This is a genomic window from Streptomyces sp. NPDC042346, from assembly GCF_055581845.1.
In genome coordinates, this window is the sequence record NZ_JBVJEH010000003.1 from 570,212 (window position 1) to 596,847 (window position 26,636).

33 protein-coding genes and 1 tRNA gene are annotated in these 26,636 nt (G+C 68.8%); 14 read left to right on the forward strand and 20 right to left on the reverse strand.

The window, feature by feature from the left end:
- The first annotated feature begins 25 nt into the window (after positions 1 to 25).
- The 4 genes from ACZ6K0_RS16180 to ACZ6K0_RS16195 all read left to right on the forward strand — a co-directional run bounded on the left by ACZ6K0_RS16180 (position 26) and on the right by ACZ6K0_RS16195 (position 3,286).
- Entirely contained in the window at positions 26 to 601 is a 576-nt protein-coding gene (locus ACZ6K0_RS16180) for a TerD family protein (RefSeq protein WP_026058190.1), read from the forward strand.
- 82 nt (positions 602 to 683) lie between these two features.
- Positions 684 to 1,259: a TerD family protein gene (locus tag ACZ6K0_RS16185; protein WP_469228651.1), complete on the forward strand. Its 576-nt coding sequence runs from the start codon at positions 684 to 686 to the stop codon at positions 1,257 to 1,259.
- 29 nt (positions 1,260 to 1,288) lie between these two features.
- Positions 1,289 to 2,437, forward strand: coding sequence for a DUF475 domain-containing protein (locus ACZ6K0_RS16190; RefSeq protein ID WP_376405134.1), 1,149 nt, complete (start codon positions 1,289 to 1,291; stop codon positions 2,435 to 2,437).
- Positions 2,438 to 2,545: 108 nt separating this feature from the next.
- Positions 2,546 to 3,286, forward strand: coding sequence for a TerD family protein (locus tag ACZ6K0_RS16195; protein ID WP_376405131.1), 741 nt, complete (start codon positions 2,546 to 2,548; stop codon positions 3,284 to 3,286).
- 33 nt (positions 3,287 to 3,319) lie between these two features.
- Here the strand turns inward: ACZ6K0_RS16195 and ACZ6K0_RS16200 are convergent, their stop codons facing one another.
- Positions 3,320 to 4,222, reverse strand: a complete 903-nt coding sequence (locus tag ACZ6K0_RS16200) for a TerD family protein (protein ID WP_376405129.1) — start codon at positions 4,220 to 4,222, stop codon at positions 3,320 to 3,322.
- Between the two features lie 186 nt (positions 4,223 to 4,408).
- Here ACZ6K0_RS16200 and ACZ6K0_RS16205 point away from each other — a divergent pair, with 186 nt between their 5' ends.
- From ACZ6K0_RS16205 to ACZ6K0_RS16215, 3 genes are read left to right on the forward strand one after another with little or no spacing between them, the layout of a single operon-like run.
- Positions 4,409 to 5,614, forward strand: a complete 1,206-nt coding sequence (locus ACZ6K0_RS16205; RefSeq protein ID WP_376405127.1) for an HpcH/HpaI aldolase/citrate lyase family protein — start codon at positions 4,409 to 4,411, stop codon at positions 5,612 to 5,614.
- A gap of 18 nt (positions 5,615 to 5,632) precedes the next feature.
- A complete protein-coding gene (locus tag ACZ6K0_RS16210) occupies positions 5,633 to 8,233 on the forward strand; it encodes a phosphoribosyltransferase (protein ID WP_469228648.1) in 2,601 nt (866 codons plus the stop codon).
- Positions 8,234 to 8,277: 44 nt separating this feature from the next.
- A complete protein-coding gene (locus ACZ6K0_RS16215) occupies positions 8,278 to 9,096 on the forward strand; it encodes an HAD family hydrolase (RefSeq protein ID WP_469228843.1) in 819 nt (272 codons plus the stop codon).
- Positions 9,097 to 9,118: 22 nt separating this feature from the next.
- On the opposite strand, the gene ACZ6K0_RS16220 is transcribed toward ACZ6K0_RS16215, so the two are convergent.
- From ACZ6K0_RS16220 to ACZ6K0_RS16230, 3 genes are all read right to left on the reverse strand, one after another.
- A complete protein-coding gene (locus tag ACZ6K0_RS16220) occupies positions 9,119 to 9,343 on the reverse strand; it encodes an FmdB family zinc ribbon protein (protein ID WP_376405123.1) in 225 nt (74 codons plus the stop codon).
- A 99-nt stretch (positions 9,344 to 9,442) separates the two neighbouring features.
- On the reverse strand, positions 9,443 to 10,861 hold the full coding sequence (locus ACZ6K0_RS16225; RefSeq protein ID WP_376405121.1) for a hypothetical protein: 1,419 nt from the start codon (positions 10,859 to 10,861) through the stop codon (positions 9,443 to 9,445).
- 34 nt (positions 10,862 to 10,895) lie between these two features.
- Positions 10,896 to 11,654 (reverse strand): DUF4097 family beta strand repeat-containing protein, encoded by a 759-nt coding sequence (locus ACZ6K0_RS16230; RefSeq protein ID WP_376405119.1) that lies wholly within the window; start codon positions 11,652 to 11,654, stop codon positions 10,896 to 10,898.
- A gap of 178 nt (positions 11,655 to 11,832) precedes the next feature.
- Between ACZ6K0_RS16230 and ACZ6K0_RS16235 the strand changes: the two genes are divergently transcribed.
- Positions 11,833 to 11,907: transfer RNA gene (locus ACZ6K0_RS16235), tRNA-Val, on the forward strand.
- 140 nt (positions 11,908 to 12,047) lie between these two features.
- Positions 12,048 to 12,686: a hypothetical protein gene (locus ACZ6K0_RS16240; RefSeq protein ID WP_469228645.1), complete on the forward strand. Its 639-nt coding sequence runs from the start codon at positions 12,048 to 12,050 to the stop codon at positions 12,684 to 12,686.
- On the opposite strand, the gene ACZ6K0_RS16245 is transcribed toward ACZ6K0_RS16240, so the two are convergent.
- The 11 genes from ACZ6K0_RS16245 to ACZ6K0_RS16295 form a co-directional block, all read right to left on the reverse strand.
- Positions 12,664 to 13,815, reverse strand: coding sequence for a tyrosine-type recombinase/integrase (locus ACZ6K0_RS16245; protein ID WP_469228644.1), 1,152 nt, complete (start codon positions 13,813 to 13,815; stop codon positions 12,664 to 12,666). The genes ACZ6K0_RS16240 and ACZ6K0_RS16245 overlap by 23 nt on opposite strands.
- On the reverse strand, positions 13,815 to 14,009 hold the full coding sequence (locus ACZ6K0_RS16250; protein ID WP_024761271.1) for a helix-turn-helix domain-containing protein: 195 nt from the start codon (positions 14,007 to 14,009) through the stop codon (positions 13,815 to 13,817). The genes ACZ6K0_RS16245 and ACZ6K0_RS16250 overlap by 1 nt, the downstream gene beginning before the upstream one ends.
- On the reverse strand, positions 14,006 to 15,397 hold the full coding sequence (gene repSA, locus ACZ6K0_RS16255) for a replication initiator protein RepSA (RefSeq protein ID WP_469228842.1): 1,392 nt from the start codon (positions 15,395 to 15,397) through the stop codon (positions 14,006 to 14,008). Before repSA ends, ACZ6K0_RS16250 begins: the two co-directional genes overlap by 4 nt.
- 150 nt (positions 15,398 to 15,547) lie before the next feature.
- Positions 15,548 to 15,880 (reverse strand): SpdD-like protein, encoded by a 333-nt coding sequence (locus tag ACZ6K0_RS16260; protein WP_469228643.1) that lies wholly within the window; start codon positions 15,878 to 15,880, stop codon positions 15,548 to 15,550.
- An 11-nt stretch (positions 15,881 to 15,891) separates the two neighbouring features.
- Positions 15,892 to 16,047 carry a hypothetical protein gene (locus tag ACZ6K0_RS16265; protein WP_376404939.1) on the reverse strand — a complete coding sequence of 52 codons (156 nt, stop codon included), beginning with the start codon at positions 16,045 to 16,047 and terminating at the stop codon, positions 15,892 to 15,894.
- 13 nt (positions 16,048 to 16,060) lie between these two features.
- Positions 16,061 to 16,255, reverse strand: coding sequence for a mobile element transfer protein (locus tag ACZ6K0_RS16270; RefSeq protein WP_469228641.1), 195 nt, complete (start codon positions 16,253 to 16,255; stop codon positions 16,061 to 16,063).
- Between the two features lie 3 nt (positions 16,256 to 16,258).
- Positions 16,259 to 16,435, reverse strand: a complete 177-nt coding sequence (locus ACZ6K0_RS16275; RefSeq protein WP_199862446.1) for a hypothetical protein — start codon at positions 16,433 to 16,435, stop codon at positions 16,259 to 16,261.
- 15 nt (positions 16,436 to 16,450) lie between these two features.
- On the reverse strand, positions 16,451 to 17,116 hold the full coding sequence (locus tag ACZ6K0_RS16280) for a DUF2637 domain-containing protein (RefSeq protein ID WP_469228639.1): 666 nt from the start codon (positions 17,114 to 17,116) through the stop codon (positions 16,451 to 16,453).
- 84 nt (positions 17,117 to 17,200) lie between these two features.
- Positions 17,201 to 18,556: an FtsK/SpoIIIE domain-containing protein gene (locus ACZ6K0_RS16285; protein WP_469228637.1), complete on the reverse strand. Its 1,356-nt coding sequence runs from the start codon at positions 18,554 to 18,556 to the stop codon at positions 17,201 to 17,203.
- 2 nt (positions 18,557 to 18,558) lie between these two features.
- Positions 18,559 to 18,903: an SCO3933 family regulatory protein gene (locus tag ACZ6K0_RS16290; RefSeq protein ID WP_024761265.1), complete on the reverse strand. Its 345-nt coding sequence runs from the start codon at positions 18,901 to 18,903 to the stop codon at positions 18,559 to 18,561.
- A 139-nt stretch (positions 18,904 to 19,042) separates the two neighbouring features.
- Entirely contained in the window at positions 19,043 to 19,822 is a 780-nt protein-coding gene (locus ACZ6K0_RS16295; RefSeq protein WP_469228840.1) for a GntR family transcriptional regulator, read from the reverse strand.
- Between the two features lie 18 nt (positions 19,823 to 19,840).
- Here ACZ6K0_RS16295 and ACZ6K0_RS16300 point away from each other — a divergent pair, with 18 nt between their 5' ends.
- The 4 genes from ACZ6K0_RS16300 (at position 19,841) to ACZ6K0_RS16315 (ending at position 24,015) form a co-directional block, all read left to right on the forward strand.
- Positions 19,841 to 20,308 (forward strand): NUDIX hydrolase, encoded by a 468-nt coding sequence (locus tag ACZ6K0_RS16300; RefSeq protein WP_469228635.1) that lies wholly within the window; start codon positions 19,841 to 19,843, stop codon positions 20,306 to 20,308.
- A gap of 20 nt (positions 20,309 to 20,328) precedes the next feature.
- Positions 20,329 to 20,535 carry an e9imm peptide gene (locus ACZ6K0_RS16305; protein WP_469228633.1) on the forward strand — a complete coding sequence of 69 codons (207 nt, stop codon included), beginning with the start codon at positions 20,329 to 20,331 and terminating at the stop codon, positions 20,533 to 20,535.
- Between the two features lie 1,772 nt (positions 20,536 to 22,307).
- Positions 22,308 to 22,910 (forward strand): hypothetical protein, encoded by a 603-nt coding sequence (locus ACZ6K0_RS16310; RefSeq protein ID WP_469228632.1) that lies wholly within the window; start codon positions 22,308 to 22,310, stop codon positions 22,908 to 22,910.
- Positions 22,903 to 24,015: a DUF262 domain-containing protein gene (locus tag ACZ6K0_RS16315; RefSeq protein ID WP_469228630.1), complete on the forward strand. Its 1,113-nt coding sequence runs from the start codon at positions 22,903 to 22,905 to the stop codon at positions 24,013 to 24,015. Before ACZ6K0_RS16310 ends, ACZ6K0_RS16315 begins: the two co-directional genes overlap by 8 nt.
- Before the next feature lie 342 nt (positions 24,016 to 24,357).
- Here the strand turns inward: ACZ6K0_RS16315 and ACZ6K0_RS16320 are convergent, their stop codons facing one another.
- The 5 genes from ACZ6K0_RS16320 to ACZ6K0_RS16340 all read right to left on the reverse strand — a co-directional run bounded on the left by ACZ6K0_RS16320 (position 24,358) and on the right by ACZ6K0_RS16340 (position 26,416).
- A complete protein-coding gene (locus tag ACZ6K0_RS16320) occupies positions 24,358 to 24,705 on the reverse strand; it encodes a hypothetical protein (RefSeq protein ID WP_469228628.1) in 348 nt (115 codons plus the stop codon).
- Positions 24,702 to 25,400, reverse strand: a complete 699-nt coding sequence (locus tag ACZ6K0_RS16325) for a GntR family transcriptional regulator (RefSeq protein ID WP_469228626.1) — start codon at positions 25,398 to 25,400, stop codon at positions 24,702 to 24,704. The genes ACZ6K0_RS16320 and ACZ6K0_RS16325 overlap by 4 nt, the downstream gene beginning before the upstream one ends.
- Complete coding sequence (locus ACZ6K0_RS16330; RefSeq protein ID WP_469228839.1) at positions 25,372 to 25,632, reverse strand: hypothetical protein; 261 nt, start codon at positions 25,630 to 25,632, stop codon at positions 25,372 to 25,374. Before ACZ6K0_RS16330 ends, ACZ6K0_RS16325 begins: the two co-directional genes overlap by 29 nt.
- A 196-nt stretch (positions 25,633 to 25,828) precedes the next feature.
- Entirely contained in the window at positions 25,829 to 26,041 is a 213-nt protein-coding gene (locus ACZ6K0_RS16335; protein WP_469228625.1) for a hypothetical protein, read from the reverse strand.
- Positions 26,042 to 26,137: 96 nt separating this feature from the next.
- Entirely contained in the window at positions 26,138 to 26,416 is a 279-nt protein-coding gene (locus tag ACZ6K0_RS16340; RefSeq protein WP_469228838.1) for a hypothetical protein, read from the reverse strand.
- 78 nt (positions 26,417 to 26,494) lie between these two features.
- Here ACZ6K0_RS16340 and ACZ6K0_RS16345 point away from each other — a divergent pair.
- On the forward strand, positions 26,495 to 26,636 hold a 142-nt coding region (locus ACZ6K0_RS16345; protein WP_469576370.1), incomplete at its 3' end, for a GntR family transcriptional regulator.

The following is a 26,636-nucleotide window of genomic DNA, read 5'->3' on the forward strand; positions in this document are numbered from 1 at the left end:
CCCCTGAAAACGTATGGAGGGACTCGTGGGAGTCAGCCTCAGCAAGGGCGGCAACGTCTCGCTGACAAAGGAGGCCCCTGGCCTCACCGCCGTGACCGTCGGTCTGGGCTGGGACGTCCGCACCACCACCGGTACGGACTTCGACCTCGACGCCAGCGCCATTCTGGTGAGCGAAGAGGGCAAGGTCCGCAACGACCAGGACTTCGTCTTCTTCAACAACCTGAAGAGCGCCGACGGCTCGGTCGAGCACACCGGTGACAACCTCACCGGTGAGGGCGAGGGCGACGACGAGCAGGTCAAGGTCAGCCTGGCGACCGTGCCGGCCGATGTGGCCAAGATCGTCTTCCCGGTCTCGATCTACGACGCCGAGAACCGCCAGCAGTCCTTCGGCCAGGTGCGCAACGCGTTCATCCGCGTCGTCAACCAGGCCGGCGGCGCCGAGATCGCCCGCTACGACCTCTCCGAGGACGCCTCGACCGAGACCGCCATGGTCTTCGGCGAGCTGTACCGCCACGGCGCGGAGTGGAAGTTCCGCGCGGTCGGTCAGGGGTATGCCTCTGGTCTGCGCGGTATCGCGCAGGACTTCGGCGTCAACGTCTGAGCCGAACCGTTCCAACCGTCCGGCGCCGCACCCTCCGTGCGGCGCCGGACGTGCCTCATCACCACCGGGGAGGAAAGATCACATGGGCGTCACACTCGCCAAGGGAGGCAATGTCTCCCTCTCCAAGGCCGCTCCCAACCTCACCAAGGTCCTCGTCGGGCTCGGCTGGGACGCGCGCTCCACCACCGGAGCCCCCTTCGACCTCGACGCCAGCGCCCTGCTGTGCCAGGCCGGCCGCGTGCTGGGGGACGAGTACTTCGTCTTCTACAACCAGCTCCGCAGCCCGGAGGGCTCCGTCGAGCACACCGGCGACAACCTCACGGGCGAGGGTGACGGGGACGACGAGTCCCTCATCGTGGACCTCACCCAGGTCCCGGCCCATTGCGACAAGATCGTCTTCCCGGTGTCGATCCACGACGCCGACAACCGAGGTCAGAGCTTCGGCCAGGTCGCCAACGCCTTCATCCGCGTCGTGAACCAGCTGGACGGTCAGGAACTCGCCCGCTACGACCTCTCCGAGGACGCCTCCACCGAAACCGCGATGATCTTCGGCGAGCTCTATCGCTACAACGGCGAATGGAAGTTCCGTGCGGTGGGCCAGGGGTACGCGTCCGGGCTGCGGGGCATCGCTCTAGACTTCGGGGTCAACGTTTCGTAAAGCCATGTAATTTCACGATGGGGTAGACAGTGGTTCTGAAAACCTTCGGCTGGTCGTTCGCGATCACTGCGCTCGGTCTGATCGCAGCGGTGCTCTACGGGGGGTGGGAAGCGTTCGGGATCGTCGCGATCCTCTGCGTCCTCGAGATCTCGCTGTCCTTCGACAACGCGGTGGTCAACGCCGGAATCCTGAAGAAGATGAATGCCTTCTGGCAGAAGATCTTCCTCACCGTCGGTGTGCTCATCGCCGTCTTCGGCATGCGACTGGTCTTCCCCGTCGTGATCGTCGCGATCAGCGCCAAGATCGGCCCCATCGAGGCCGTCGATCTCGCTCTCAACGACGCCGAGCGCTACGAGCAGCTCGTGACCGACGCCCACCCGTCGATCGCGGCCTTCGGCGGCATGTTCCTCCTGATGATCTTCCTCGACTTCATCTTCGAGGACCGTGACATCAAGTGGCTCGGCTGGCTGGAGCGCCCGCTGGCCAAGCTCGGCAAGATCGACATGCTGTCGGTCTGCATCGCCCTCATCGTCCTGGCGATCAGCGCCATGACCTTCGCGACCCAGGCCCACCAGCACGGCGGGACGCACATCGACGCGGCGTCGACCGTCCTGCTCTCGGGCGTCTTCGGTCTCATCACCTACCTCATCGTCGGCGGTCTCTCCGGCTACTTCGAGAACAAGCTGGAGGAGGAAGAGGAGCGCGAGCACGAGGCCGAGGAAGAGGCCAAGCGCAGCGGCAAGAAGGTCTCCGCGGTCCAGCTGGCCGGCAAGGCCGCCTTCTTCATGTTCCTCTACCTGGAGGTCCTCGACGCCTCCTTCTCCTTCGACGGTGTCATCGGCGCCTTCGCCATCACCAACGACATCGTCCTGATGGCGCTCGGCCTCGGCGTCGGTGCCATGTACGTCCGTTCGCTGACGGTCTACCTGGTCCGCCAGGGCACCCTCGACGACTACGTCTACCTGGAGCACGGCGCGCACTACGCGATCGGCGCCCTGGCCGCGATCCTCATGGTCACCATCCGCTACGAGATCCCCGAGATCGTCACCGGTGGCATCGGTGTCGCGCTGATCGGCCTGTCCTTCTGGTCCTCCGTCCGCCGCAACAAGCGGCTCGCGGAGGCCGAGGGCGGATCGGGCGGCTCGGAGGACAAGACCGAGGTCGCCTCCGGGGTGTGACACCCCCGGTAACGAGGAACGCTTCACTGCGGGGCGGTCGGTGCACCCGGCCGCCCCGCAGGCATGTGCGCGGTGACGAGTGAGAGAGCAGTGGGGGGTGGGGGCGTCATGGCCTTCTGGGACAACCTGTTTCCGGCGAGGGCGGCGCAGTCGTTCGACATGGGCGGTGCCGCGTCGAACACGATCGACCTGACGAAGAGGCGCCCGTCGGTCTCGCTCACCAAACAGGGCGCCGCGACCGGAAACCTCCGGGTCAACCTCTCCTGGCGGATGCGGACCTCCGACCTCGAAGGGCGGTCCCGGCAGAGCGGCCGGCTGCTGCGGAACCCCTCGCAGCTCTTCAAGCCCGAGGTCGTCCAGGCGCACACCCAGGGCGTCGTCAACGTCGACCTGGACCTCGGGTGCCTGTACGAGCTCGCCGACGGCAGCAAGGGCGTGGTGCAGCCCCTCGGCGGCTTCTTCGGGGACCTCAACGCCGCGCCGTACGTGAAGCTGAGCGGGGACGACCGCTTCGGCGCCCCGTCCGGAGAGACGATCTTCGTCAATCTGGACCACAAGGACGAGATCAAGCGGCTGCTGTTCTTCGCGTACATCTACGACCAGACGCCGGCCTTCGACCGTACGCACGCCAAGATCACGCTCTACCCGAGCAACGGCCCCCGGATCGAGATCGAACTCGACGAGCGCGCCCCGCAGGCCCGCTCCTGCGCGGTCTTCTCCGTGGAGAACGTCAAGGGAGACCTGACGGTCCGCCGCGAGGTGCGGTTCGTCTACGGCTTCCAGGCCGAGCTGGACCGGCTGTACGGCTGGGGCCTCCAGTGGGGGCGCGGCTACAAGACCAAGGCGTAGGCCGTGTCCGGGGCCCGAGCCGTGCCCCGGGTCTCAGGACCTGACGAACTGCGGTCCCATGGGCGGCATCCGGAACTCCGGTGCCGCGTGCGGGTTCGGCTGGGCCACGGGCTGCGGGTAGCCGTACGCGGGGGCCGGGGCGTTCACCGGCGGCTGCGGGTACCCGTAGGCGGGCGCCCGGTCCGGCACGGGCGGCACCGTCGGCTGCGGCGGCACGGGCGCGTGGACCACGGTCGCGTCGAGATCAGGGGCGCCGGCGACGGGGAAATCCGGGGCGGGTACGGGGAAATCCGGGGCGGGGACGCCGGACGACGTGCCACCCTGGGCCTCCGGGAGGTCCTGGGGCCCCTGAGCCGCCCCCTGGGCGGCCTCCTGCGCCGCTTCCTGGGCGTCCTCGTCGACCGAGATGCCGAAGTCCGTGGCGAGGCCGACAAGGCCCGTCGGATAGCCCTGGCCCACCGCGCGGAACTTCCAGGCGTCCCCGCGCCGGTACAGCTCGCCGCAGATGACCGCCGTCTCCTCGCCGGTCTCCGCCGTCACGTCGAACCGCGCCAGCGGCTCGCGGTCGGGCCCGGCCACCGCGTCGTACAGCAGGATCCGCAGGTCGGAGACGGACCGGAAGGTGCCGCCGTCGGAGGAGGCCGCGACGACCACCCGGTCGACCGAGGCCTCAAGGCCGCCCAGGTCGGCCTCCACGGTGTCCGTCAGGCCCTGGGACACCCGCTTCTTCGGCAGCCGCCGCACGGCACCCGAGGGGTGGCGCGGCTGGTTGTAGAAGACGAAGTCCTCGTCGGACCGCACACGGCCGTCGGCGCCGAGGAGCAGGGCCGAGGCATCCACGTCGGGGACCCCGGGGCCCGGGGTCCAACAGAGCACGGCCCGTACGGCCGCGGTGTCGAGAGGGACGTTGGAGCCCTTCAGCATCGCGTGCGTCATGACCGCAATCCTGCCCTCCCGCCCGACCCGCGGACAACGCGGGGGCGTCACCGATACCGGTACGAGATGCCAGATGCTGACGAGTTACCTGAATTTCATACTCGAAGGGAACTACGGACACCCGCACCTACGTACTATTACCGGCCACATGTCGTCAGAGCCCAGAGAGGCAGACGGGGGACTTACATGCGTCATTTCGGGCACATCCCGTCCGCAACGCGGACCGGGTTGTTCCACAGCGAGCCTGCCGAGTTCACGGCCGACTCGCCCGCACGCACGCTCGCCGTGGCCCTCGGTGCCACGCTCTACAGCCCGGCCACCCGGCCGCGGCTGGCCGACGACATCCGCAAACAGGCGGCGCGCGGCGTGGTCTCCATGGTGCTCTGCCTGGAGGACTCCATCAGCGACGGCGACGTCCAGGAGGGCGAGGCCAACCTCGTCCGCCAGTTCGCCGACCTCGCCGGCGGAACCGGGACGGACGCCGGCACGACCGGGGCGGACGCCGACACCGCCACCGACGTGCCCCTGCTCTTCATTCGCGTCCGCGATCCGCGCCAGATCACCGACCTCGCCACCCGGCTCGGCGAGACGGTCCGGCTGCTGTCCGGATTCGTACTACCCAAATTCACCGAGAGCCGCGGCCGCGCCTTCCTCGAAGCACTCGCCCAGGCCGAGCGGACGACCGGCAGGCGTCTCTTCGCCATGCCCGTCCTCGAGTCCCCCGAGCTCCTCCACCTGGAGACCCGGGCCGAGACCCTCGCCGGGATCGCCTCGATCACCGACAAGTACCGCGACCGCGTCCTCGCCCTGCGCCTCGGCGTCACCGACTTCTGCTCCGCCTACGGCCTGCGCCGCTCGCCCGACATGACCGCCTACGACGTCAAGATCGTCGCGAACGTCATCGCCGACGTCGTCAACGTCCTCGGCCGCTCCGACGGCACCGGCTTCACCGTCACCGGTCCCGTCTGGGAGTACTTCCGACCCGGCGAGCGCATGTTCAAGCCGCAGCTGCGCCGCAGCCCCTTCCTGGAGGGCCGGGCCGAGGACCTGCGCACCGCCCTCATCGAGCACGACCTCGACGGCCTGCTGCGCGAGATCGAGCTCGACCGCGCGAACGGCCTCCTCGGCAAGACCTGCATCCACCCCACCCACGTGGTGCCGGTGCACGCGCTCTCCGTGGTCAGCCACGAGGAGTGGAGCGACGCCCAGGACATCCTGCGGCCGGAACAGGGCGGTGGCGGAGTGCTGCGCTCCGCGTATACGAACAAGATGAACGAAGTGAAGCCGCATCGCGCGTGGGCCGAACGCATCCTCCAGCGCGCCGAGGTCTTCGGCGTCGCGAAGGAAGACGTCGGCTTCGTGGATCTGCTCACCGCCGGACTTGCCGGCTGACGAAGGGACGTCGACGACGTGGTGTGGACCGGAACGTGGGTCGCGGAGCGACTGGGCGTCGAACTGATCGGCGGCGAGGAGCTACCGGCCCTGTTGGGCCTCGCACTGCGTCGTAACCCCAAGCGGGCGCACCTGCTCGTCTCCAGCGTGCTCGGCAAGCACGTGCCGCAGCGGCCCTCCGTCGTGTACGGCTCCGGCCTCGGCCTCGGCGTACGCGTCCGCGCGCTCCTCGGCGACGAGGAGGCGGCCCGCTCGGTCGTCCTCGGCTACGCGGAGACCGCCACCGCGCTGGGCCACGCCGTCGCCGACGGCCTCGGCCTCGCCCCGTACCTCCACTCCACCCGGCGGCCGGTGGCCGGGGTCGCCCGCGCGGGCGGCTTCGAGGAGTCCCACTCGCACGCGACCTCGCACCTGCTCCTCCCCGAGGACCCGAAGCTCCTCGCCGGCGGCGGGCCGCTGGTCCTCGTCGACGACGAGTTCTCCACCGGCAACACCGTCCTCAACACGATCAGGGACCTGCACGCCCGCTACCCGCGCGAGCGGTACGTCGTCGTGGCCCTCGTCGACATGCGCTCCACCGCCGACCTCGGCCGCCTGGACGCCTTCGCGGAGGAGATCGGCGCCCGCGTCGACCTGATATCCGCCGCCGCCGGGACCGTGCGCCTCCCCGAGGGGATCCTGGAGAAGGGCCAGGCCCTGGTGGCGGAGCACGAGAAGGCGTACGGGACGGGGGCACCGGCCGCCGGCGCGGCCGGCGGCGCGCGGGAGCCCGTACGGGTGACGCTCGACTGGCCCGAGGGGCTGCCCGACGGCGGGCGGCACGGCTTCACGCCCGAGCACCGCGAGCTCCTGGAGGAGGCCCTGCCCGGCCTGGCGACGGGACTCGGCCGGGCGCTGGGGGCGGTGCCGGGCGCGGTCCCGGGGGCGGAGGCGGTCGTCACCGACCGTGGCTGCCGGGTCCTCGTCCTCGGCTTCGAGGAGCTGATGTACGCGCCGCTGCGCCTCGCCACGGCCCTGGAGGAGACCGGGCACGACGTCCACTACTCCACCACCACCCGCTCGCCCGTCCTCGCCGTCGACGACCCCGGCTACGCGATCCGCACCCGGCTCGTCTTCCCCGCCCACGACGACCCGGCGGACGGCCCCGGCGAGCGCTACGCCTACAACGTGGCGGGCGGGGGCTTCGACGCCGTCGTCCTCGTCGTCGACTCCGCCGCCGACACCCCGGAACTGCACGCCCCGGACGGCCTGCTCGCCCAGCTCGCCGCACACGTCCCGCACGTCGTGCTCGCGGTCGTCCCGTCGTACGAGCCGACGGCCGCCCTGCCGTACGCACCGACGTCCCTTCCGTCGTACGAGCCGACGGCCGTCCCGTCGTCCACGAAGCCCACAGTCTCCGAAGCTCTCGAAGCCCCCGAAGCTCCCGAAAGGAGCTCCATGCTGCCCGAGCCCCTCCGCGGCCCCGCCTTCTCCTCGTACGCACCCGAGGAGGTCGGCTGGCTGCTCCAGGACCTCTCGGGCGTCGAGCTGGAGGCGCCCACCGAGGAACGCGAGGAAGCCATCCAGAGCGGCGGCGCGCACTACGCCGAGTCGCTCCCCGTCGAGTACCAGCCGAGCGCCCGCTACCAGGACCTGTTCCACTCCGCCCTGGAGGGCTCGGCCGCCCGAATAGCCCGCGCGGTCGGCACCGTCACCGAGACCGTCCTCGCCGAACGCCCCGGCCCCGGCTCCGGCCCCGGCCGTGGCCCCGTGCTCGTGTCGCTCGCCCGGGCCGGCACCCCCGTCGGCGTCCTCATGCGCCGCTGGGCGAAGGCCCGCCACGGCCTCGACCTCCCGCACTACGCCGTCTCGATCGTGCGCGGCCGCGGCATCGACGCCAACGCGCTGCGCTGGCTCGCCGCCCACCACGACCCCGCCGACGTCGTCTTCGTCGACGGCTGGACCGGCAAGGGCGCCATCACCCGCGAACTCGCCGAGGCCGTCAAGGAGTTCGAGGCCACCGAGGGGATCTCGGGCTTCGACCCGGAGATCGCGGTCCTCGCCGACCCCGGCTCCTGCGTCCGCACGTACGGCACCCGCGAGGACTTCCTCATCCCCTCCGCCTGCCTCAACTCCACGGTCTCCGGCCTGATATCCCGCACCGTGCTCCGCTCCGACCTCGTCGGGCCGCACGACTTCCACGGCGCCAAGTTCTACCGCGAACTGGCCGGTGCCGACGTCTCGGTCGCCTTCCTCGACGCCGTCGCCGCCCGCTTCGACGAGGTCGTCGAGAGCGTCGACCTGGACGTCAAGGAACTCCTCGCCGCCGACCGCACCCCCACCTGGGAGGGCTGGGCCGCCGTCGAGCGGATCAGCGAGGAGTACGGCATCCACGACGTCAACCTGGTCAAGCCCGGCGTCGGCGAGACCACCCGCGTCCTGCTGCGCCGCGTCCCCTGGAAGATCCTGGCCAAGCGGGGCGCCGACGCCGACCTCGCGCACGTCCGCCTGCTCGCCGAGCAGCGCGGTGTGCCGGTCGAGGAGGTCGACGAACTCCCGTACAGCTGCGTGGGCCTGATCCACCCTCAGTACACGAGGGGCGCGACGGGCGCCGACGGGAAGACGGTGGTGTCCCAGTGAGCAAGCAGCCGAGCACGACGAGCACGACGAGCACGATGAACGCGATGAACGCGACGAGCACGACGCTGGTCGCGAGCGACCTCGACCGCACCCTCATCTACTCCAGCGCGGCCCTCGCCCTCGGCATGCCCGATGCCCAGGCGCCCCGGCTCCTCTGCGTCGAGGTCCACGAGTCGAAGCCGCTCTCCTACATGACCGAGGACGCGGCCGGCCTGCTCGCGCGGCTGGCCGAGGAGACCGTCTTCGTCCCCACGACGACCCGGACGCGCAAGCAGTACCAGCGCATCCAACTCCCGGGCACCACACCGAAGTACGCGATCTGCGCGAACGGCGGGCACATCCTGGTCGACGGCGTCTCCGACCGCGACTGGCACACGAGCGTGGTGCACCGGCTGGCCGAGGAGTGCGCGCCGCTCTCCGAGATCCGCGCCTACCTCACGGCCACCACGGACCTGTCGTGGGTCCGCAAGCACCGGGTGGCCGAGGACCTCTTCGCCTACCTCGTAGTCGAGCGCGAGCGGCTCCCCGAGGAGTGGCTGCGGCGCTTCGGCGAGTGGGCGGGCGAGCGCGGCTGGACCGTCTCGCTCCAGGGCCGCAAGGTGTACGCGGTGCCGAAGCCGCTCACGAAGAGCGCGGCCGTCCGCGAGGTCGCCCGGCGCATCGGCGCGACGCTCACCCTGGCGGCGGGGGACTCGCTCCTCGACGCCGACCTGCTGATGGCCGCCGACCGGGCGTGGCGCCCCGGCCACGGCGAACTCGCGGAGAGCGAGTGGACCGCCCCCCACCTCGACGTCCTCGCGGAACGCGGGGTCGCGGCGGGGGAGGAGATCCTCCGCCGCTTCCGGGCGGCCGTGGCGGGTTAGCGCCTGTACGGCGGATCAGGGCCTAGCCGCAGCACCCTCCACCACAGCAGCCACCGCCACCCCCGCCGCCGCCCGCGCTCTGCGCGGGGGCGGCGGTGCTGCTGCCGCCGACGGCCACGGCCGAGAGCAGCTTCACGGTGTCGTCGTGCCCGGCGGGGCAGGCGGCCGGGTCGGAGGACTCGGCCATGGGCCGGCTGATCTCGAAGGTGTCGCCGCAGGTGCGGCAGCGGAATTCGTAACGAGGCATGGGGACAGGCTAACGGCGGACGCCCGCGGAGGGCAGTGCCGCCCAGGGGCGCCCGGCCCGGTCCGGCGGAGGGCAGTGCCGCCCAAGGCCCCGGCCCGGTCAGTGACCGGCGGCGGTGCCCCGGTCCTCCCGGATCTGTTCGACGACGCGCGCGGCGGTGGCGCGGACGCCCTCCAGTTCGGTGAGGAAGTGCCAGTAGTCGGGGTGGCGGCCCTCCAGCGTGCCGACCGCCCGGTCGAGCCGGGCCACGGCCTCGTCGAGGGGCCGGGCGTGGCGCGGGTCGGGCGTGTTCCGTCCCGCCATCGCCAGCCGCTGGGCGTCCCGTACCGCGAACCGGGCGCGGTCGGTTTCCGCCTTCGGGTCCTTCGCGACGGCGTCGAGGCGGCGCAGCCGCTCTCCGGCAGCCGACACGGCCTCGTCGGTCGAGTCGAGGAGGGCGCGGACGGTGGAGAGCAGGGACGTCGCGTCGGGCCAGCGCTGCTCCTCGCGGGCCTTCACGGCCTCGGCGAGCCGCTCCTCGGCCTGCCGGAGCGTGCCGGCGGCCTGCTCGGGCACGTGCTGGAGGTCCTGCCAGCACGCGGCCGAGAACCGCCGGCGCAGCTCGGAGAGGACCGGCTCGACGCCCCCGGTGCGGGTGGTCAGCGCCTCGGTGCGGGTGCGGAGGGAGACGAGGCGCCGGTCGATCTCGGCGGCGCGCTGCGGCAGGCGCTCGGCCTCGGCGCGTACGGCCTCGGCGTCCCGCAGGACGCGGTCGGCGCGCTGGAGGGTCTCGGGGACGCCGTGCCGCCCCGCGCCTTCGTTGAGGCGGGTCAGCTCGGGCCCGAGCTGGGCGAGCCGCAGCGCGAGGTCGTCGGCGCGCAGCCCCCCGTCCCGTACGGCGTCGAGTGCGCCGCTGGCGCCGCGCAGCGCCTGGCGGGCCCGCTCGACGGCGGGGGCGAGCCGGGCGAGCTGGGTCTCGGCGCGGTCGAGGAGCGGCCCGAGCCCCTCCTCGAAGCGGTCGAGCTCGCCCTTGACCCGGTCGAGCTCGTCCTTGGCGGCGGTCAGTTCGGCGCGGGCCCGGCCGGCGGTCGCCGCGTCGAGCTCGTCGCGGTCGAGGTCATGGGCGTCGACGGCGCCGATGTAGGTGTGGCTGACCTCGTCGATCCGGCGTCCGAGGGCCTCGAACCCCTCGACGACGCGTCGCGCCTCGGACGAACTGTCGACAGCGGTGATCGTCTCGATGGAGATCCGCAGCCCGCGCTGGGCGGTGTCGAGCTCGTAGAAGGCGGCCGCGGCGGCGTCCTTGGCGGCCTGGGCCTCGGCCCGCTGGCCCTCGCCGCGCCCGCCGAACCAGCGCCGCGTACCGCCCCCGGCGAAGGACTGCGGCAGCAGCGCCCCGACCAGCAGCGGCAGCGCGAGGGCCAGCCGGAAGGTGGACGGAATCCTGGGCGTCGCACTGCCCCCAGGGGGTGTCCTGCCGTCGCTCGCCGCCACGTACCTCTCCCCGTGCTGTGTCCGCCGTCCCCGGTCCGGGTTCATTCTCCCACCCGGTAAGGACGAACACACGGGCCGGTCAGTTCGCCGTACGGACCACGATGTCACCGTTGTCGCTGCGGACGCTCACGGAGTGCTCACTGTCGTCGCGGCGCGGCACGTCGAGGCGGACGTCGCCGTTGCCGCTGTCGCCGGTGGCCGCGTACTCGGCGCGGGGCAGCGTGACGTCGACGTCACCGTTGTCGGTGCTGACGTCGACCTGCCGGGGTACGGCTCCGAGGACGATCCGCACGTCGCCGTTGTCGGAGTGCGCGAGCACCTTGGGCGCGCGGGTCCCGCCCTCGACGGTCAGGTCGCCGTTGTCGCTCCCGAGGTCGAGCGTCCCGGTGCTCCCGGTCACCCGCACGTCGCCGTTGTCGGACCGCACCTTCAGCGGCGTGGCGAACCCCTCCGCCGTGACGTCTCCGTTGTCGTCCTCGACGGTGACGGCGGTGCCGCGCGGTACCTGGATGCGGTGGACGGCGTCGCAGCTGGCGGTGACGGCGTCGCAGTCCACCCGCAGCGTGAGCCGCCCGCCCTCCAGCTTCCAGCTCGCGTCGGGCCCCGACCCCATGAACACCCACCCGTCGACCTGCCGCTCGACGAGCACGTCGTCGACGTCGGCGGCCGTGACGACGAGCCGGGAGTCGTCGGAGTCGACGACGAGTGCGTCCCCGTCGAACGCGAACGTCCTCTTCTCGACCGGCGCCTCCCCGGCATCGGCCCCGCAGGCACTGAGCGCGAACACGGCGAGGAGGACCCCACCGACGGCGAGAAACGGCTGACGTACTGCGGCCATGACGATCGAACCCCCAGAAGAAAACGTCGGTCCCCCGACGGTACGAGCCCACCACCCCCCGTCACGATCAGGCGACCCACCGTCCACAGGGTGGGGCTACCCCCCCGCCCCGCCACCCCGCCACGAACAACGGATTCGGCCCCCACCCGTAGGCCATGTAGGCTGTTGCCTCTTCCACGGGTGCGTAGCTCAGGGGTAGAGCGCTGCTCTTACAAAGCAGATGTCGGCGGTTCGAAACCGTCCGCGCCCACCAGTGCAAAGGCCCCCAGCCGATCATGGCTGGGGGCCTTTGACATCTACTTTTGACATCAACGTCCATGGTCACTGCGGCCTGAGGCTCGTCCGGTCGATCGTGGTGAGCTTCAGGGCTGCGATTCCGTCGAAGGGGGAACGGTGGAGGACGTTTTCGACACGACCGGGAGACCGCCGAAGGGCTGGATGCACGCGATCTTCCATGGTGGCCCGTACGGGGAGGACGTGGGGCGCTGCATTCCCGGCCCTCCGGCGCCGGCAACTCTCGCGGTGCCGCTGGCGGAGGGCGGTGTCCACATGTACCGCCTGCGGACGGTGGGGTCGTGGTCCGATCCGGACGACCCCATAGCCGTCTACAACCCTGACGGCCCCCCGGTTCCGCCCCTTCTCCTGACCGCCCAGGAGAAGCAGTGGACCCAGGAGGGGCAGCAGAGGAGAGGTCTCGGGCCGGTCAGTCTTATTGCGCTGGCCGATGACGGGCGGATGGTGCACGACCCCGACGCCCCTGCCATCGAGGCGCTGCTCGCCGTACTGCAAGAGAGGCAACACCTGCTTCTCCAGCGGCTGACCGACCATGATGAAGGTGACTGCTACATCCTGGTCCTGTTTGTCGAGGACGCCACCTACGAGCTGGAACACCAAGCGAGTACGACCGGTGAGCGCTACCGGACGCGATCGGCTTCCCCGACGGAGGTCCGTGACGCTGTCCTCCGTTGGGCAGCCGATCAGGCGAGCCGGCGAACTGAACTCGAAGGTCCTACGACCGGGGACGCCTCCTGAGCAGCCGGTCCATGTGGCTGACGGCCTCGCGTTGCGTGTCCTGGACGACGTGGGCGTAGACGTTCATCGTGACAGCGATCTGGCTGTGTCCGAGGATCTCCATGACGACGCGGGGAGCGACGCCGGCGGCGGTGAGGAGCGTCGCTGTCCCGTGGCGGGCATCGTGCAGGCGGATGACGCGGAGGCCGGCGTTCTTCGCGACGCGGGTGAACGAGCGGTAGAGGTTGCGCGGCTCGATCGGCTTGCCGGTGCGAGTGGTGAACACGTAGCCGGTCTCCTCCCACTTCTCTCCGGCCTGCTCCCGCATGGCTGCCTGCCTCATGCGCTGCCAGCGCAGGGGAGCGACGCAGATCCCGGGCAGGGGAAGCGTCTGCTTGCGGCGCCGCCCCTTGGGGTCGTCCTCGTACACCTCACCCCCGACCCGCTGACGCTGAGTCCTGACCCGGATCTCCCGCTTGTCGAGGTCGACGTTCTCCCAACGAAGACCGACGATCTCACCGCGGCGGAAGCCGAGCGCGATGGCGAGCACGAACGCGGCGTACAGCGGGTCCTTCCGGGCAGCGGTGAGGAAGTCGAGCGTCTCGTCCAGCGACCAGGGGTCCAGGTCTCGATCCGCCACTGTCGGCGGCTCGACGAGCGTGGCGACGTTCCGCGTGACGAGCTCCTCGCGGCAGGCCGCGGTGAGAGCCGTCCGCAGGACGCGATGCGACTCCTTCGCGGTGGCGGCGCTGGTCTTGTTCTCCAACGCGACGACGAACTTCCGTACGTCGGCGACGCTGAGGGACTCAAGCCGCTTGGAGCCGATCATCGGGACGAGGTAGAGCCGGACGTGCACCTCGTACTTGGCGGCCGTGGTCCGCTTGCGACGCGGCTTGACGATGTTATCGAGCCAGTACGGCAGCCACTCGGCCAGCTTCATGGACCTGGTGGGGACCGGGATGCCGTTGTCGACCTTGTCCAGCAGTGCGCGGCGCTTGGCGTCGCAGTCGGCCCAGGTCTTGCCGTACACGTACTTGCGGGCGCGGGTGCCGTCCGGCTGGAGGACGTAGACGGCGGCCTGGTAGCGGCCGTCCTGGCGCTTGGTGATGGTGCCGGAGCCGTTGGGGTTGCGCTTGCGCGGGGTGGCCATCAGGCTGCCTCCTCGATCTCGTGATTGATGAAGTCCCGTACCGAATCGGCGGGGACGCGCCGCGCCCGCCCGATGGTGATGGAGGTCAGGCGGCGCGAGCGGATGAGGTCGTAGACCGTGGAGCGTCCGAGCTTGAGGAGCGCCATGACCTGGGGCACGGTCAGTAGTTCGGCGGGGGCAGTGGCGGTGGTCATGCTGGGGCTCCTTCCAGGGCCAGTTGGTCGCGCAGGGCTTCGCGGGCGGTCTCGCGGTTGAGTGCGATGTCCCGGGCGATGGAGGCGGCGAGGGCGGCTTCACCGGGGGAGTGGCCCTGGCCGGCGTACTGCCAGGAGGTGAGGACGAGGACGGTGTCCGGCTCGATGTCGTCCAGGCCGCGGGCGGTGCGTTCCTGGGCGGCGCGGTAGTCGGCGCGGGTCTGGCGGAGCTCGCTCAGGGTGGTGGAGTACTGGCGGGACTTGGTGGAGAAGTGGCCGCGGAAGCCGAGCATGTGGGCCCAGGCGAGGAGCCGGAGGTCGGGGTAGAGCGGGTCGAGGTCGAAGCAGGCTTCGACGAGGCGGCGGGTGTGGTCGGGGACGCCGAGGAGGAGCAGGGCTTCGCGGTTACCGACGCGGCGGTCGAGGCTGCCGGTGGTCTCGGCGGCTTTGGTGGCGTACTTGGCGATGTAGGAGGCGACGGCCTGTTCGGTGATGGCGGAGCCGTCGCCGAAGGCTTTGACGGGCCGGATGTCGAGCTGGGTGCCCCAGCGCAGTCGGTGTGAGGGCTGATCGCCGACGGCGGGGACGGTGATCGTCGTGTACGCGTGGGCGGCGGCGGTGTGGATGGCTCGGGCGAGGAGCTCGGTCGTGGCCCAGGACGGGGGCGGGGTGTCCGGTCCGTCGGGTCCGTCGAGCCGGACCACGGCGTGGAAGTGGACGGCGCCCCGCTTCTGGAACTCGGCCACCTTCCCGTACGAGAGCCGGAGGACGTCTTTCAGCGCTCGCTGGGACAGTCCCACGGAGGCGGCAAGCTCTCGGCGGAGTCGCGTCGTGAACCGCTGCCAGAGCTGCCCGGCGTGGTTGTTGAAGAGGACGGCGCCCTCGTAGTCGTACGACGTGGGGTCAAGAGGAGTCCCCAGCTCGGTCGCGTCCTCGGGATGCCGGATACCGCAGCGGCAGGGCCGAGTGCCGGGACGGTTGTGGACCGGTCCGAACGACGGCGCGGTGAGGGTGAGGAAGACGCGGGGGTGGTCGCGAACGGCGGCGGGGATGTCACGGCGGTCGTCTCCGGCGAGGCCGGCGCGGATGAGGTGGTACGTGTCGCCCGCGTAGGTCCAGGCGCAGGTGGGGCAGCGGGAGGCACGGCGGTTGCCACAGGCGATGCGGAGGCGCCCGTCCGGCTCGGATCCGGTGGAGTAGCGGTGGAGGGTCTCGCCGGTGGTCTTGTCCTGGGAGAGGGTCCATCCGGTGAGGTGGATGGGGCTGGAGCAGCCGCCGGTGCGGTGGATCTGCTCCTTCCAGCGGTCGTACCCGGGGGACGCGGCCAGCCGGAGCATGTCGCTCAGGGTGGCCGAGTCCAGCCCCTTGAGGGGCGGGGTCTCGATCAGGCGGCCACCGCCGGGGTGGCCAGGCGGAGGGTGAAGGGGGCGTGGTGGTGGTCGGCCATTATGGGCGGGCGCCTTCCTGTTCTCTGGACTGGGTAGGGGCGGGGCTCCCGGGCGGCGGAGACTTGGCGGTTGAGCCGCCCGGGAGCCCGACTAGCGGTGCTTGTGCTGGCTGTTGAGGAGCGAGCGCATGACGACGGCGCAGACGGCGACCGAGGCGGCGCTGATGGCAACGGCGAGGAGCATCGAGACGAGGACCGTGCCGACGATGAGGACGAGTCCGACGCCGCTGGCGACGACCGTGACGAGGCCGGTCGGGGTGAGGCGGACGGCCGGGACCTGAGCCCGCGGAGAAGCCGGGGCCGGGGTGTGGTCGTGGTGGCAGGTGGCCGGCTCGATGTCGGTAGTCGTGGCGGCGGTCGGCTGGATGAGCGGGGTGACGATGCCGGTCGGGAGCGGGTTGACCGGGATGCGCGGTCGGAACATGGCGGGTCTCCCTACTTGGTGATCGGGTCGATGAGCGGCGTAAGGACGCTGTCGGCGAGGAGGTAGCCGCCGAGGAGGATCACGACGACGAGCCACCAGGGCGGGCGGATGAGCTTGATGCCGAGAGCGCCCACGACGACCAGGGCGAGCCAGAGCGGGACGTCCACGAGCGGTATCCGTTCAGTTGGCGATGCGGCAGCGGTGGGTGCGGGCAGCGAGCTGGGCGGCGGAGGAGCTGGAGTAGTCGGAGGACCAGCCGCAGCGGTCGGCGGTGCAGACGGCGGCGTACTTGGTGCGGCCGTGCCGGTCGCGGTGAGTTCCGATCTGCACGGGGCCGATCCGCATCACGGAGTGGAAGTGATCGCGAGGGGCCATCGCTCAGACCTCCTTCGAGAAGTCGTCGGCGTGCTCGCGGAGCCACTGGCGGATCTCGGCCGACTCGAACTCGTCGGCGGCGATGATCACCGGTTCGGCGATGGCCATGGCGTCCACGAGGCGGTTGTTCCGGGTCAGTTCGGCGGCAAGCTCCAAGGCATGCCGGGTCGAGTCGCGCATGAATGGATCTCCCTCTCAGGCGAGTTGGGCGGCGATGGCGTCGGCCATCTGGGACGGGACGCCGAGGCGGGTACGCAGGGTGTCGGCGTCGATCGGGTAGCCGGTGCGGGCGCGGTGGTCGTCAGCGACCTTCCGGGCGTGAGCGACCAGAGCCGGAGGGACAGCGAGGGCGGTGGGTGCGGGCTCCGGCTCGACGACTGGTAGCCCTGATGGCGATGCGGGACCGGCATCTGGCTCGTACGAGTCGCGTCGCTCGATGACCGCGTCGACGGCGACGGGTTCCACGGGATGAGCTGCCGGCGTGGGCATGGTTGGTGTGTGGACGAGGAGGGTGCCGCCGAGGAAGGCGAGGGCGGGCCATCCGGCAACGAGGATGCGCAGCCAGTCCGGCACGTCGGTGAGGTCGAGGAGTCCGGCGGTGGCGACGTTCGCGCCGAGCGACGCGACCAGGGCGACGGTGAACCAGGTCCACGCGGAGCGGGCCGAGTCACCAGCGGCCCGGAGGCTTCGGAGACGGCGCCAGGCGGCGACGAGCAGGAGGTCGACGGAGACGGGGTAGGCCCACGCTTTCCACCCGGTCTGGCCGGCTGCTTCGGCGAGATCGTGAAGGTGGGCGAAGGACAGGGCACCTGCGATCACGGCCTGTACAAGAACGGCGTCGGGTCGCAGTGTCGAACGCATCGCGGGGGCCTCCTTCCGGTTTTGGGCAAGGGAGGGGTAGGGACATGGCGTGAGGCGGTCACGCCGACCGTGGAGCGGGGGGTGTCAGGCGATCGCAGGAGCTGCGGCGGCGGAAGGCTCCGAGGTCTTGGCCAGGGGCGGCAGGAGGGGCCGGAAGGCGTCCAGCGCGGGGATCTCCGGAGTGCGGCCGGCGTGCGCGTTGCAGGTGTTCACGGCCCGCCGCAGGGTGAGATGCGGGGTACGGATGCGGACCCAGCCGCCGGAGGAGTCGCCGACCACGGCGGTACCGGGCCGGTCGGTGGGGATCTGGACGGTGGCGAGCACGGCGTCAGGGGCGATGTCCCCGAAGGCCATGTTGGCGCTGGTCTCGTCGTTGACGCGGTGGGCGGTACGGCCGGTGAGCTGGGCACGGAGCATGGTGATGCCCTTGCCGAGTTCGGAGCCGAAGCGCTGCCCGCAGATCTCCAGGTAGATGCCGGCTGCACGCCCAAGCTGGGAGAGACGGACCAAGGAGGTAATGATCCGATCCCGACGCTTCTCCTCGTCCTTCGTGGCGAACAGGGCGAGTTCGGCGACCTCGTCGACCATCAGGACAATCGGGGTCGGGCGGAGGTGATCGGGCAGGTCCCAGATGTCCGCGGTGATATCCGCATCAGGGAGATCCGCACTCAGCCGCTGTTCGCGTCGGATGAGCTGATAGACGCCTTCCATGTGTCCGACGAGCGCGTCGAGGAGGTCGGCCGCGGTGTCGGGATTGTCGGCGAGTGCGGTGAACCGACGGGCGAGCGGCGCGAGTTCGACACCTTGCTTGCAGTCAACCCCGACCAGGGCAACATCGAGCGCGGCGAGAGCGGCAACAAGGTTGCGCTGATAGACGGACTTACCTGATTGAGTGGCACCGACGTTCAACGCGTGCGGGATCTGTCGGTAATCGCGGTAGTAGACCTCTCCGTCCTCCCTCATGGCGACCGGAACCCGCATCACCCCACCACCCGGCAGGGCGGGCATCTGGACTCGCTTGAGGACGTCGTAACCGGTCATCCGCAGCTCGACAACACCGGATCGAATCTCCCGGGCGGTGACGTTCCGCATGACGAACGAGTGACGCAGCCGATCTGACGCGGCAGAGAAGTCGAACGCGTCCTGACCAGGCCGGAGCTTCACCCGCAGCACCAGCCCTGTCCGGGTGGGCCGCAGTCGCAGGATCCGAGGCGCCCGAGCCTCTGGGACGGGCCTGCCGGCCATCCGGGCCAGTGCGAGGCGCCAGCGAGGGGGCGGGACGGTCAACCCGCACGCGTCCATCACGGAGGAGTACCGGCCGAGGACCCGCACGAGCGCGAAGAGGATGCCGAAGGTCATCCAGTACCAGGCCGGACGCTGCCACCGCAGCAGCAGCGCGATGGAGGCGACCAGAGCGAGGGCGACCGATAAGCCGGTCATGATCAGGCCGCCTTCGCGGCGGCGAGGGAGGTGACGGCGACGGCGCGGAAGCTGATGCCGTGGCGCTTCTGGCCGTTGAACTCGTTCTCCCAGGGTCGGGCGACGACGCCAGTCAGGGCGACCGGGGTACCCATCGTCAGCTCGCCGGAGACCCCGGTCGAGGGCACGACCAGGTTCAGGATCTCGGCGCTGCCGTCCATGACGAACATGACGTCAACGGTCATCAACGTCGCGCCGGTCTCGCGGTCGGTGGCGACCTCGCCGGTCTGCCGGTTCGCGATCTTCGGGGCCGGGGGCTGGGCCACCATCACCATCGCAGTGGACGTGTCGACGGGGATCTGACGCACAGTGGATCACTCCTCTATAGATGATGAACTCCGTCACTCATGTATAGGAGTGACATGAAGAAGAGTGCCCGACTCCTGTACATGAGTCAACCCGCTGCGAAGAAGAAACCGCAGCGGGCTGTGGGGAGTTGAGCGAGCGTCAGTCGGTGGCGGGGATCCGATACTGGAAGACGAACTGGTCAGCGGCCATGAGGGTGTCGCAGACCTCGACGACGCGCCCCTTCTTGGTCACCGCGTCCCGCAGCAGGTGAACCACGGGAGCTCCGGGACTCAGAGCCAGCTCCGAAGCCTCTGCCTTCGCGGCTGGCCGCGCCTGGAGCGTCTCGACGAACTCGGTGAAGGTGTGCCCGTGGTCTTCGAGCCGGGCATAGATGCCGCCAGGACCAGGGTTCTCGGCGAACAGCTCAGGGATGTCCTTGACGACATCCCACGGCAGGTACGACGAGGCTGTCTCGACAGGGGTCCCGTTCCGGAAGTACAGACGCCGCCGCGCAAGCACCTGCGTACCCGCGTCGATGCCGAGCCGCTCGGCGATGTCCGCCGGCGCTTCCATAGGTCCGATGTAGAGAACGCTCACCTTGGCGGTGGCGCCGGACTGCGCGGACTCAGCGAGGTACGCGGCCTTGCCGCCTCGCCGGTGCGAAGCACGGAACCGATCCGAGGAGCGGAGCCGCACAGGAGGCCGGTCCTTGACGATCGAACCCTTCCCGTGCCGAGTGTCCACGAGACCACTAGCCCGCACCTCGACCATGGCCTTACGAATGGTCCCCCCGGCGACCCCATAGCGTTCGACGAGCTCCGACTCGCTAGGCACCATGTCGCCGGGCTTGAGGACGCCGGCCCGGATCTGCTGAACGATCTCGTTGGCGATCTGCACGTACCGCGGTACGGCCCGATCACCGCCCACTGAAGTTCCCACGGTCCTACTCACTCTCCTATGCTCCTGTACATGAGTAACAGCGCCCGCGAAGCCCAGTCAACGCCACTGCACTCCGTGTCTGTGGCGGGAGCAGTGGTCCGCGATGACGGGCGCCTCCTCGCGATCCGCCGAGCGGACAACGGAACCTGGGAACTCCCGGGCGGAGTCCTCGAACTTACCGAGGCCCCCGAGGCCGGCGTCGCCCGCGAGGTCCTGGAGGAGACGGGAATCCACGTAGAGGTGGACGAGCTGACAGGCGTCTACAAGAACACGACGCGAGGCATCGTCGCCCTGGTCTTCCGCTGCAAGCCGTCGGGCGGCACTGAGCGAACGTCGGACGAGTCGACCGCGGTCGACTGGCTAACACCAGCAGAGATCGAGGACCGAATGTCCGAGGTCTACGCGGTCCGCCTCCTGGACGCAGTCGACGGAAACGGCCCCCACGTCCGCAGCCACGACGGCCGCCGCCTGATCAGCCAGCAGTGAGCCCGAATCCCGGATCAAGGATGAGCCGCGAAGAAGCGATCCCCCTCGTCCAACGCCTGATGAACCCGGAGACACCCGACGAGAAGTCTTCGGAGATCCTGGAAGTACTGCAACGAGGCTTGGCGTGCCCGCACATCGGCGACTACATATACTGGGACCCCGATCCGGAGCCGACGGCGGAGAAGATCGTCGACAGGGCCATGGCCTACAAGCCGATCGCCCTCTAAGGGCCCAGACGCCACAGCGCGATAAGACTTTCTCTACTTCATCAAGGCACCCGCCGCGCGCGGCGCGGCGCGCGCGGCCCGTCGCCCGGGCCTGCGCTCCTGTCTCCGCCCCGCTCCAGCCCGACCGCCGTCCGCACGCCTGACGGCTCGGGTTGATGGGCGGGAAGAACCATGGCGCGGCCGGGGCGAGTCCGTGAAGTGCCGGCCAGGACAATGCCTCCGGCGGGGGCGCTCAGGCTCCGGGATGGAGGGGCCCGTGGGCGTCTGCCGGCAGCGTCGTGGGGAAGGTGGGGGGCTCCCATCCCGCCTGCCATCGACCCAGGCAGAGCCGAGCAGACACGGGTCCTGGCGTCCAGGTCGTTCGTACAGTGGCGCGCTCCACCTGGACGCCAGGACCCGCGCCCGCTCCACGGTGTGTGGGGCGACGGCAGACGGGATGGGAGCCGACGAGTGGTCAGCGAGGCCGGAGAACCCGTGACAGCTGCAGGCCAAATCCGCTGCAGCGGCCTTCGCTTAGCGGCAGGCGCATTCCAATAGCGGTGCTGTTGATCTGGATTGGTTCGAGGAGGCAAGCTCAGGTCTATGGCCCCCGAAGTTATCGCAGCAATCATCGGTTTACCGTCAGTCCTCGTCGCTGCAACAGCTGCTTACGCTGCCGGACGTGCGCAAGGCCGCGGCAGCGTAGATGCCGTCCGCCGCCAGCACCAACGCGACGCGTACGTCCAACTCCTCGATGCTGCGTACGCCTTCAGTACCTCGTCTCTCTGGTCCACGTGTCTAGCCCGCGCCAATCAGGAGGCACGCGAAGCGGGAGAGTCCCCGGACACTGGACGGATCTGCATCCGCGCTGCCGAGCTCTGCGTTGGTGTGAGCGCGGGTCCTCTGACCCTCGCTTCCATCGTGATCACTCTCGAAGGGCCAGACCACGTGGCTAACGTGGCCGGCGAACTCATCCGTCGAGCTCACGCCATCCATGACGACGCCGCCATGTTGGGTACCAGCAGCCCCGACGAACTGGCGCAGATGAGCATTGACTTGCCGGAGAGCAGGGAAGCGGATACACGGTTTATCGAAGCCATGGGCGCCTTCAGTCGCGTGGCCCGCCTTCACCTCAACGGAAGACGGCCACCACGTGACGTGTGGGCGGTGGGACGTCGTTAACCGCCCACCAGCGCTAAGGCCCCAGTCGACCTTGGTTTGGGGCCTTAGCAGCGCGCTTGTGACGCGCATTCAGTGGGCGTGCTGTAGCGATCGGGGGGCAGGTCCGTGGAGACAGCGGGCATCATCGTGCCCGCAGGGCTCTGCGAAGTTGTCTTCGAGGTCCTGATCGGCCGGTAGCCGACCGATCGGAATCGAGCCGTCTCCGTACATGTCTGTAGACCGAGCGAGCGCGGGAACGCGGCGCAGCGCATCTGGTTGGCTTGGGCGATCCCGATGTAGTGGGCGGCCCGACCGGCGAGGTCGTGGGCGGGCTCGCACTGGGTGTGCATGGTGACGACGGTTCCACCCGGGTCGGCGACGGTGTCCAACAGCGTCTGGAAGTAGCTCGGACAGGTCTCCACTTGCGGGGTGGTGGGCGACGGGAACGGTCCGAACCGATCAGACCTGCGGCGTGATGAAACGCGCTAAGATCCTCGCACGATTTCCTAGGAGATCGCTCGGTGACCGCGCGGCCAAGGTGGTGGTTCCGGATCCATCACTTTCAAGCCAGTGCGGCGTAGATGTAACGGCTGCAGCGCGTGCATGCTCAGCTCGACGCTCGCTGAGGGGGCATGATGGACAATGTTTCAGGGCTTCCTGAATTCTGGAAGGAGTTCAGTTCTCTGGGGCAGGAAGTTGATTTCTTTGTGACTGCCCGGCTGTTCGACGGAACACCCGCAGTGTGGCCTCAGGAACTCAACTACGTTAAATGGCGGCATCTGGTTGCAACCGAGCTGGGCGTGGACCCGATGGCTGTCCAACTGGTCGGAAGCGCTCGTCTGGGCTACTCCATGAACCCCAGTAAGGGCTACAAGAAATTCCACGAAGGCTCGGACTTGGACATCGCGGTGATCTCGCCCGAGCTGTTCGAAAAAGCATGGGGTGAGCTCCGAGAGATAATTGAGCACGATCGCTTCTCTCAGAAGAAGAACTACCTGCGTAAGCTGGTTTTCGAGGAGTGCATCGCCCTCGACATCGTGCTGCCGCATCTGTCTTTCGGTGAGCATTGGTCACGGTCCAGGGACCTCTTTATCCAGGATATCGGTGGCGCCTTCAGGGACCGCGATATCAATTACCGTCTATATCGTAGCCACAGGTCGCTTAGAAACTATCAGGTGAAAAGCGTGAACATCGCGCGCGATCGCGCGATTGAGGAGGGCGTGCACCATGGCTGATCACGGACTCAAGTTCGAGATCGAGTCGAAGACCGTGGCGGAGTTCCGGTCGCTGGACAAGTCAGGCGAGCTGATCCTCCAGCCTGAGTACCAGCGCAAGGCCGTTTGGCCCGATCGTGCCAAGGTGTCCTTGATGGAGACCATCCTCCTCGGGTATCCGATCCCGGAGATTTACCTCTCGTATGAGACGACGCCGGAAGGAGAGCAGACTGCGTCCGTTGTCGACGGCCAGCAGCGCCTCACCTCCTTGCTTGGGTTTCTGACCAACGAGTTTCCGCTGGACGGGCTGGAGGACGAAGAGCTAAGCGAGAAGTTCGAGGGGAAGTTCTTCAAGGAGCTGCCCGACGAGGTGCGTCAAGAGTTCTTCCAGTATCGCTTCCCGATTCGTCGCCTTTCCAACCTCGCTGATGAGTTTGTGCGCGCAGTTTTCGCTCGCGTCAACAGGGTCAATATGGTGCTGACGGAACAAGAGCTCCGAAATGCTTTGCTGCCTGGCCCGTTCAACGACTTCCTCAAAGACTGCGCGGCTCATGAGCTAAGCGCGGTATCCGGCGTATTCAGCGGTGAACGACGTAAACGAGGCGGTGACCTGGAGTTCTACGCCGAGGTCTTCGGTACCTGCATCTTCGGGCTGTCCAATAAAAAGACCGAACTCAACGAACGCTATGACGAGATCTCCGCAGATTTCGAAGACTATCGAGACCGGTCGGTGGAATTTCTCGAACTGCTGTCGCTCCTCAGTGGTACCGGCAAGTGGGTTGGTCGAACTAGATGGTCGAATATCGTTGATATGTTCACGCTGCTGCATGTCTCATGGGGGCTGCGCGAGGATCTATTCAACACTAACCTGCAGCAGAGAACGCAGATTCGGGATCTTCTTGATCTGTTTCAGCGTGCAGTATCAGCCAAGAAGCGCAATGGTGAGAACGGGGAAACTGTCAGCCTCTTGGAATCTCTTGCAGCTATGGTCGACATGACCTCCGAGGAAGTTGAGAAGATCGTCGAAGAGTATACGTCGGGAATCCGGAACTCATCCGATCTGGGATCACGTCGTGTTCGCTCTCAGCAACTGACGTTGGTTCTTTCGAAGAAGCTCAAGAGCTGATCCGCCTATGCTCGAATTCTAGGGCCTCGACCTCGAATGATGATCGAACTGGGCCCCCGGATGGGGTTTTGACGGGCATGGAGACGGCCTTTGCCTGATCCTTGGCTCCGTCACATTGAGCAGGGCTTCGGTGTAGTTGGCTGATGCCTGCCTGTTCCAGCTGATGTCCAGAAGCGCCCCAGCGAGGTGTGGCTCGCTCGTGGACTGAGCAACTTAGGCAGGCCACGCGCAGGACGCTGACTGGCGGAGACTCGGTGGGACTCACCGGGTTGTCCAGATCCGTGTGCAGAGAAGCCCCGGGCTGAGTCCGGGGCTTCTTCGTCGCTGTGAGTGCGTTGCTCGCTAGCCGAAGGCTGCCGCCGGCAGCATCGGGCCTTCGGTGTCGTTGTCATGGGGGCTCAGGCCGGGAAGCGGCAGGCGGTGACCGCGGCTCTCCGCGACGCGCACCGTGTCCCGCAAGGATTCGGCGAGGTCCTGCGCCAGGTCACGCAGCTCTTCCGGCGCAGCCTCCGCGTCGCCGAGCACCTCGGATGCGTGGTCCAGGAGTTCGGCAGCCAGGCCGAGCTGGATCGCTTCGGTGTTGTCGGCCAGGCGAGACAGGCGGCTGTTGCTGTCGGCGGTGCTCAGGAAGCACGGTTTGCTGTCGGGGCCCGACCAGGGGAGGAGTCGCAGTTCGTTGTGGGGCGTCATGCTTCCGTCCGCCTTTCTTCGGTTGTGGGGTGGGTGGTGGTGAAGACTGCGTCTGCGCGGTCGCCGGGGAGGACCAGGAGCGCGGCCTCGACTACGCGGTCGGTGGCGTCGGTTGCCACGCTGGTGATCGCGAGGACAGCCAGGGCGGAGCTGATTCTGAGGGTGGTCGCTTCTTCCGGGGTGGGGAGGCGGGCGGTCACCGTCTCTCGGATCCTGGTTGATGCCGCCTCCGCTCCCTGGGGCCCGCCCGGCAAGCTGAGTTGGGTGGTCGGCGCCAGGTCGCGGGGGACGTAGATGCGGGCCAGGCTGTGGGGCGACTTTCCTTCGTGGGTGACGCAGAGGAACTCGGTCAAGGGGCTGTTGGACGAGACCCTCAGTAGGGCTCTGAGGTGCCCCCTCGCCCGGAGCTTGGTCGTGCGGATGGTGACCTGGAGTGTGGGGTCGAAGAGCGTGCGGCCACCGCCGCTGTACGTGATGCGGCGGAGTGGGAGACGGATGAAGTTCCCTTTGCCGTGGACCTTTTCGATGAGTCCCTCGGCCTGGAGGAGCGCGAGAGCGTTTCGCAGGGTCGGCGTGCTGACCCTGTAGTGGGTGGCGAGCTGGGTTTCCGAGGGGAGGCGTTCGCCGGCCTTGAGGCGGGCCGTCGAGATTTGGGTTCGCAGGTCATCAGCGATGGCGTGGCGGCGGGAAGGCACGGAACGAGTCACCGCCTCTCTTCATCCGCAGGGCGATGAGCCGGGTTCGGGAGTGCATCGTCAGCAGTTCGCCCGATTCGAAGAGGAGGCGCTTGGCGCCGCCGGGGAGTTGGAAGAGGTCGGCCACGCGGCACGGCTTGCCGCCGATCTGGATGACGTCTCCCCGTTGCACGTTGGCCGACGTGATCTCGACGTTGGAGGCCAGCGCGCCGCTGGGCGCCCATCCCCTCACTGGGGTGCCTCCGTCGGGGTGTGCCGGGTGCTCGCCGAGTGGCAGGGGCAGTTGCATGCCTCGTAGATCACGGGGATGCCGATCGGCGCCGCGGCGGGGGAGGAGTGGGCGCACTTGTGGTGTGTGCCGATCCGGCATGCGCTCGATCGGTAGGGGGTGGCGGGGTGTGTCACGCGTGGCAGGTGACGGCGAGGCATCAGAGGGCCTCCGTCGGAGCGAACCAGGTGTGCGTGAGGAGGTCGTGAGGTACGGCTGCCGAGTGCCGTCGTGCTCGTTTCTCGCCGGCCAGTACGTACGGGCGGACGAGTGCGGTGTCCTCGCCCGGGAGGACTTCCGTGCGGTCTCGGCGCTGGCTCGTGGGCAGCGTCGGTCGGGCGGAGAGTCCGAGGTGGATGACCGTCGGGTGCACGGGCGTTAAGGCGCGGCAGTGTCGGCCCTTCGGGAGGTACCGCTCTCTGGTGCGCGTGATGGCGCGGCGGATACGGTTGAGCACGCTGATCAGCTCCTATCGCTGACGGCCAGGTCCCCGGACGTCGCCTGTCGCGGGGACCGCTTTATGTACGGCGGCCCATAAGGTGCGGCCGTTCAGGCTGGTGGCGACGAGCCCGAATCGATCGGCCTCCGCCACCACTTCCAGGGCATCCCGCCATGACTCGGCCGGGAGGGATTCCGGTACCTCCGCTTCGATCGACGTGTGTGCGGCGTGTTCCTCCACGCGCGTGATGAGTCCGATTGCGGACAACCGGGCGGCGATGTCCTCCGCGGTTGCGTCCGAAGCAGGCACAGGGAAGCCTCCGTCACCGACGATCACGTTGCGTGAAGCTAGTTAACTAGATTAGGGCTAGTGGACTAGATTTTCCATATGCCTGAGCAGCCGCCTTATCTCCGCATCGCTGACGTACTCCGGCAGAAGATCGCGGAGCAGGAGTGGACACCGGGGGATCGGCTTCCCTCGCGTGCCCAGATCGCCAAGGAGTGCGGCGTCGGGGAGAACGTCGTGCGCC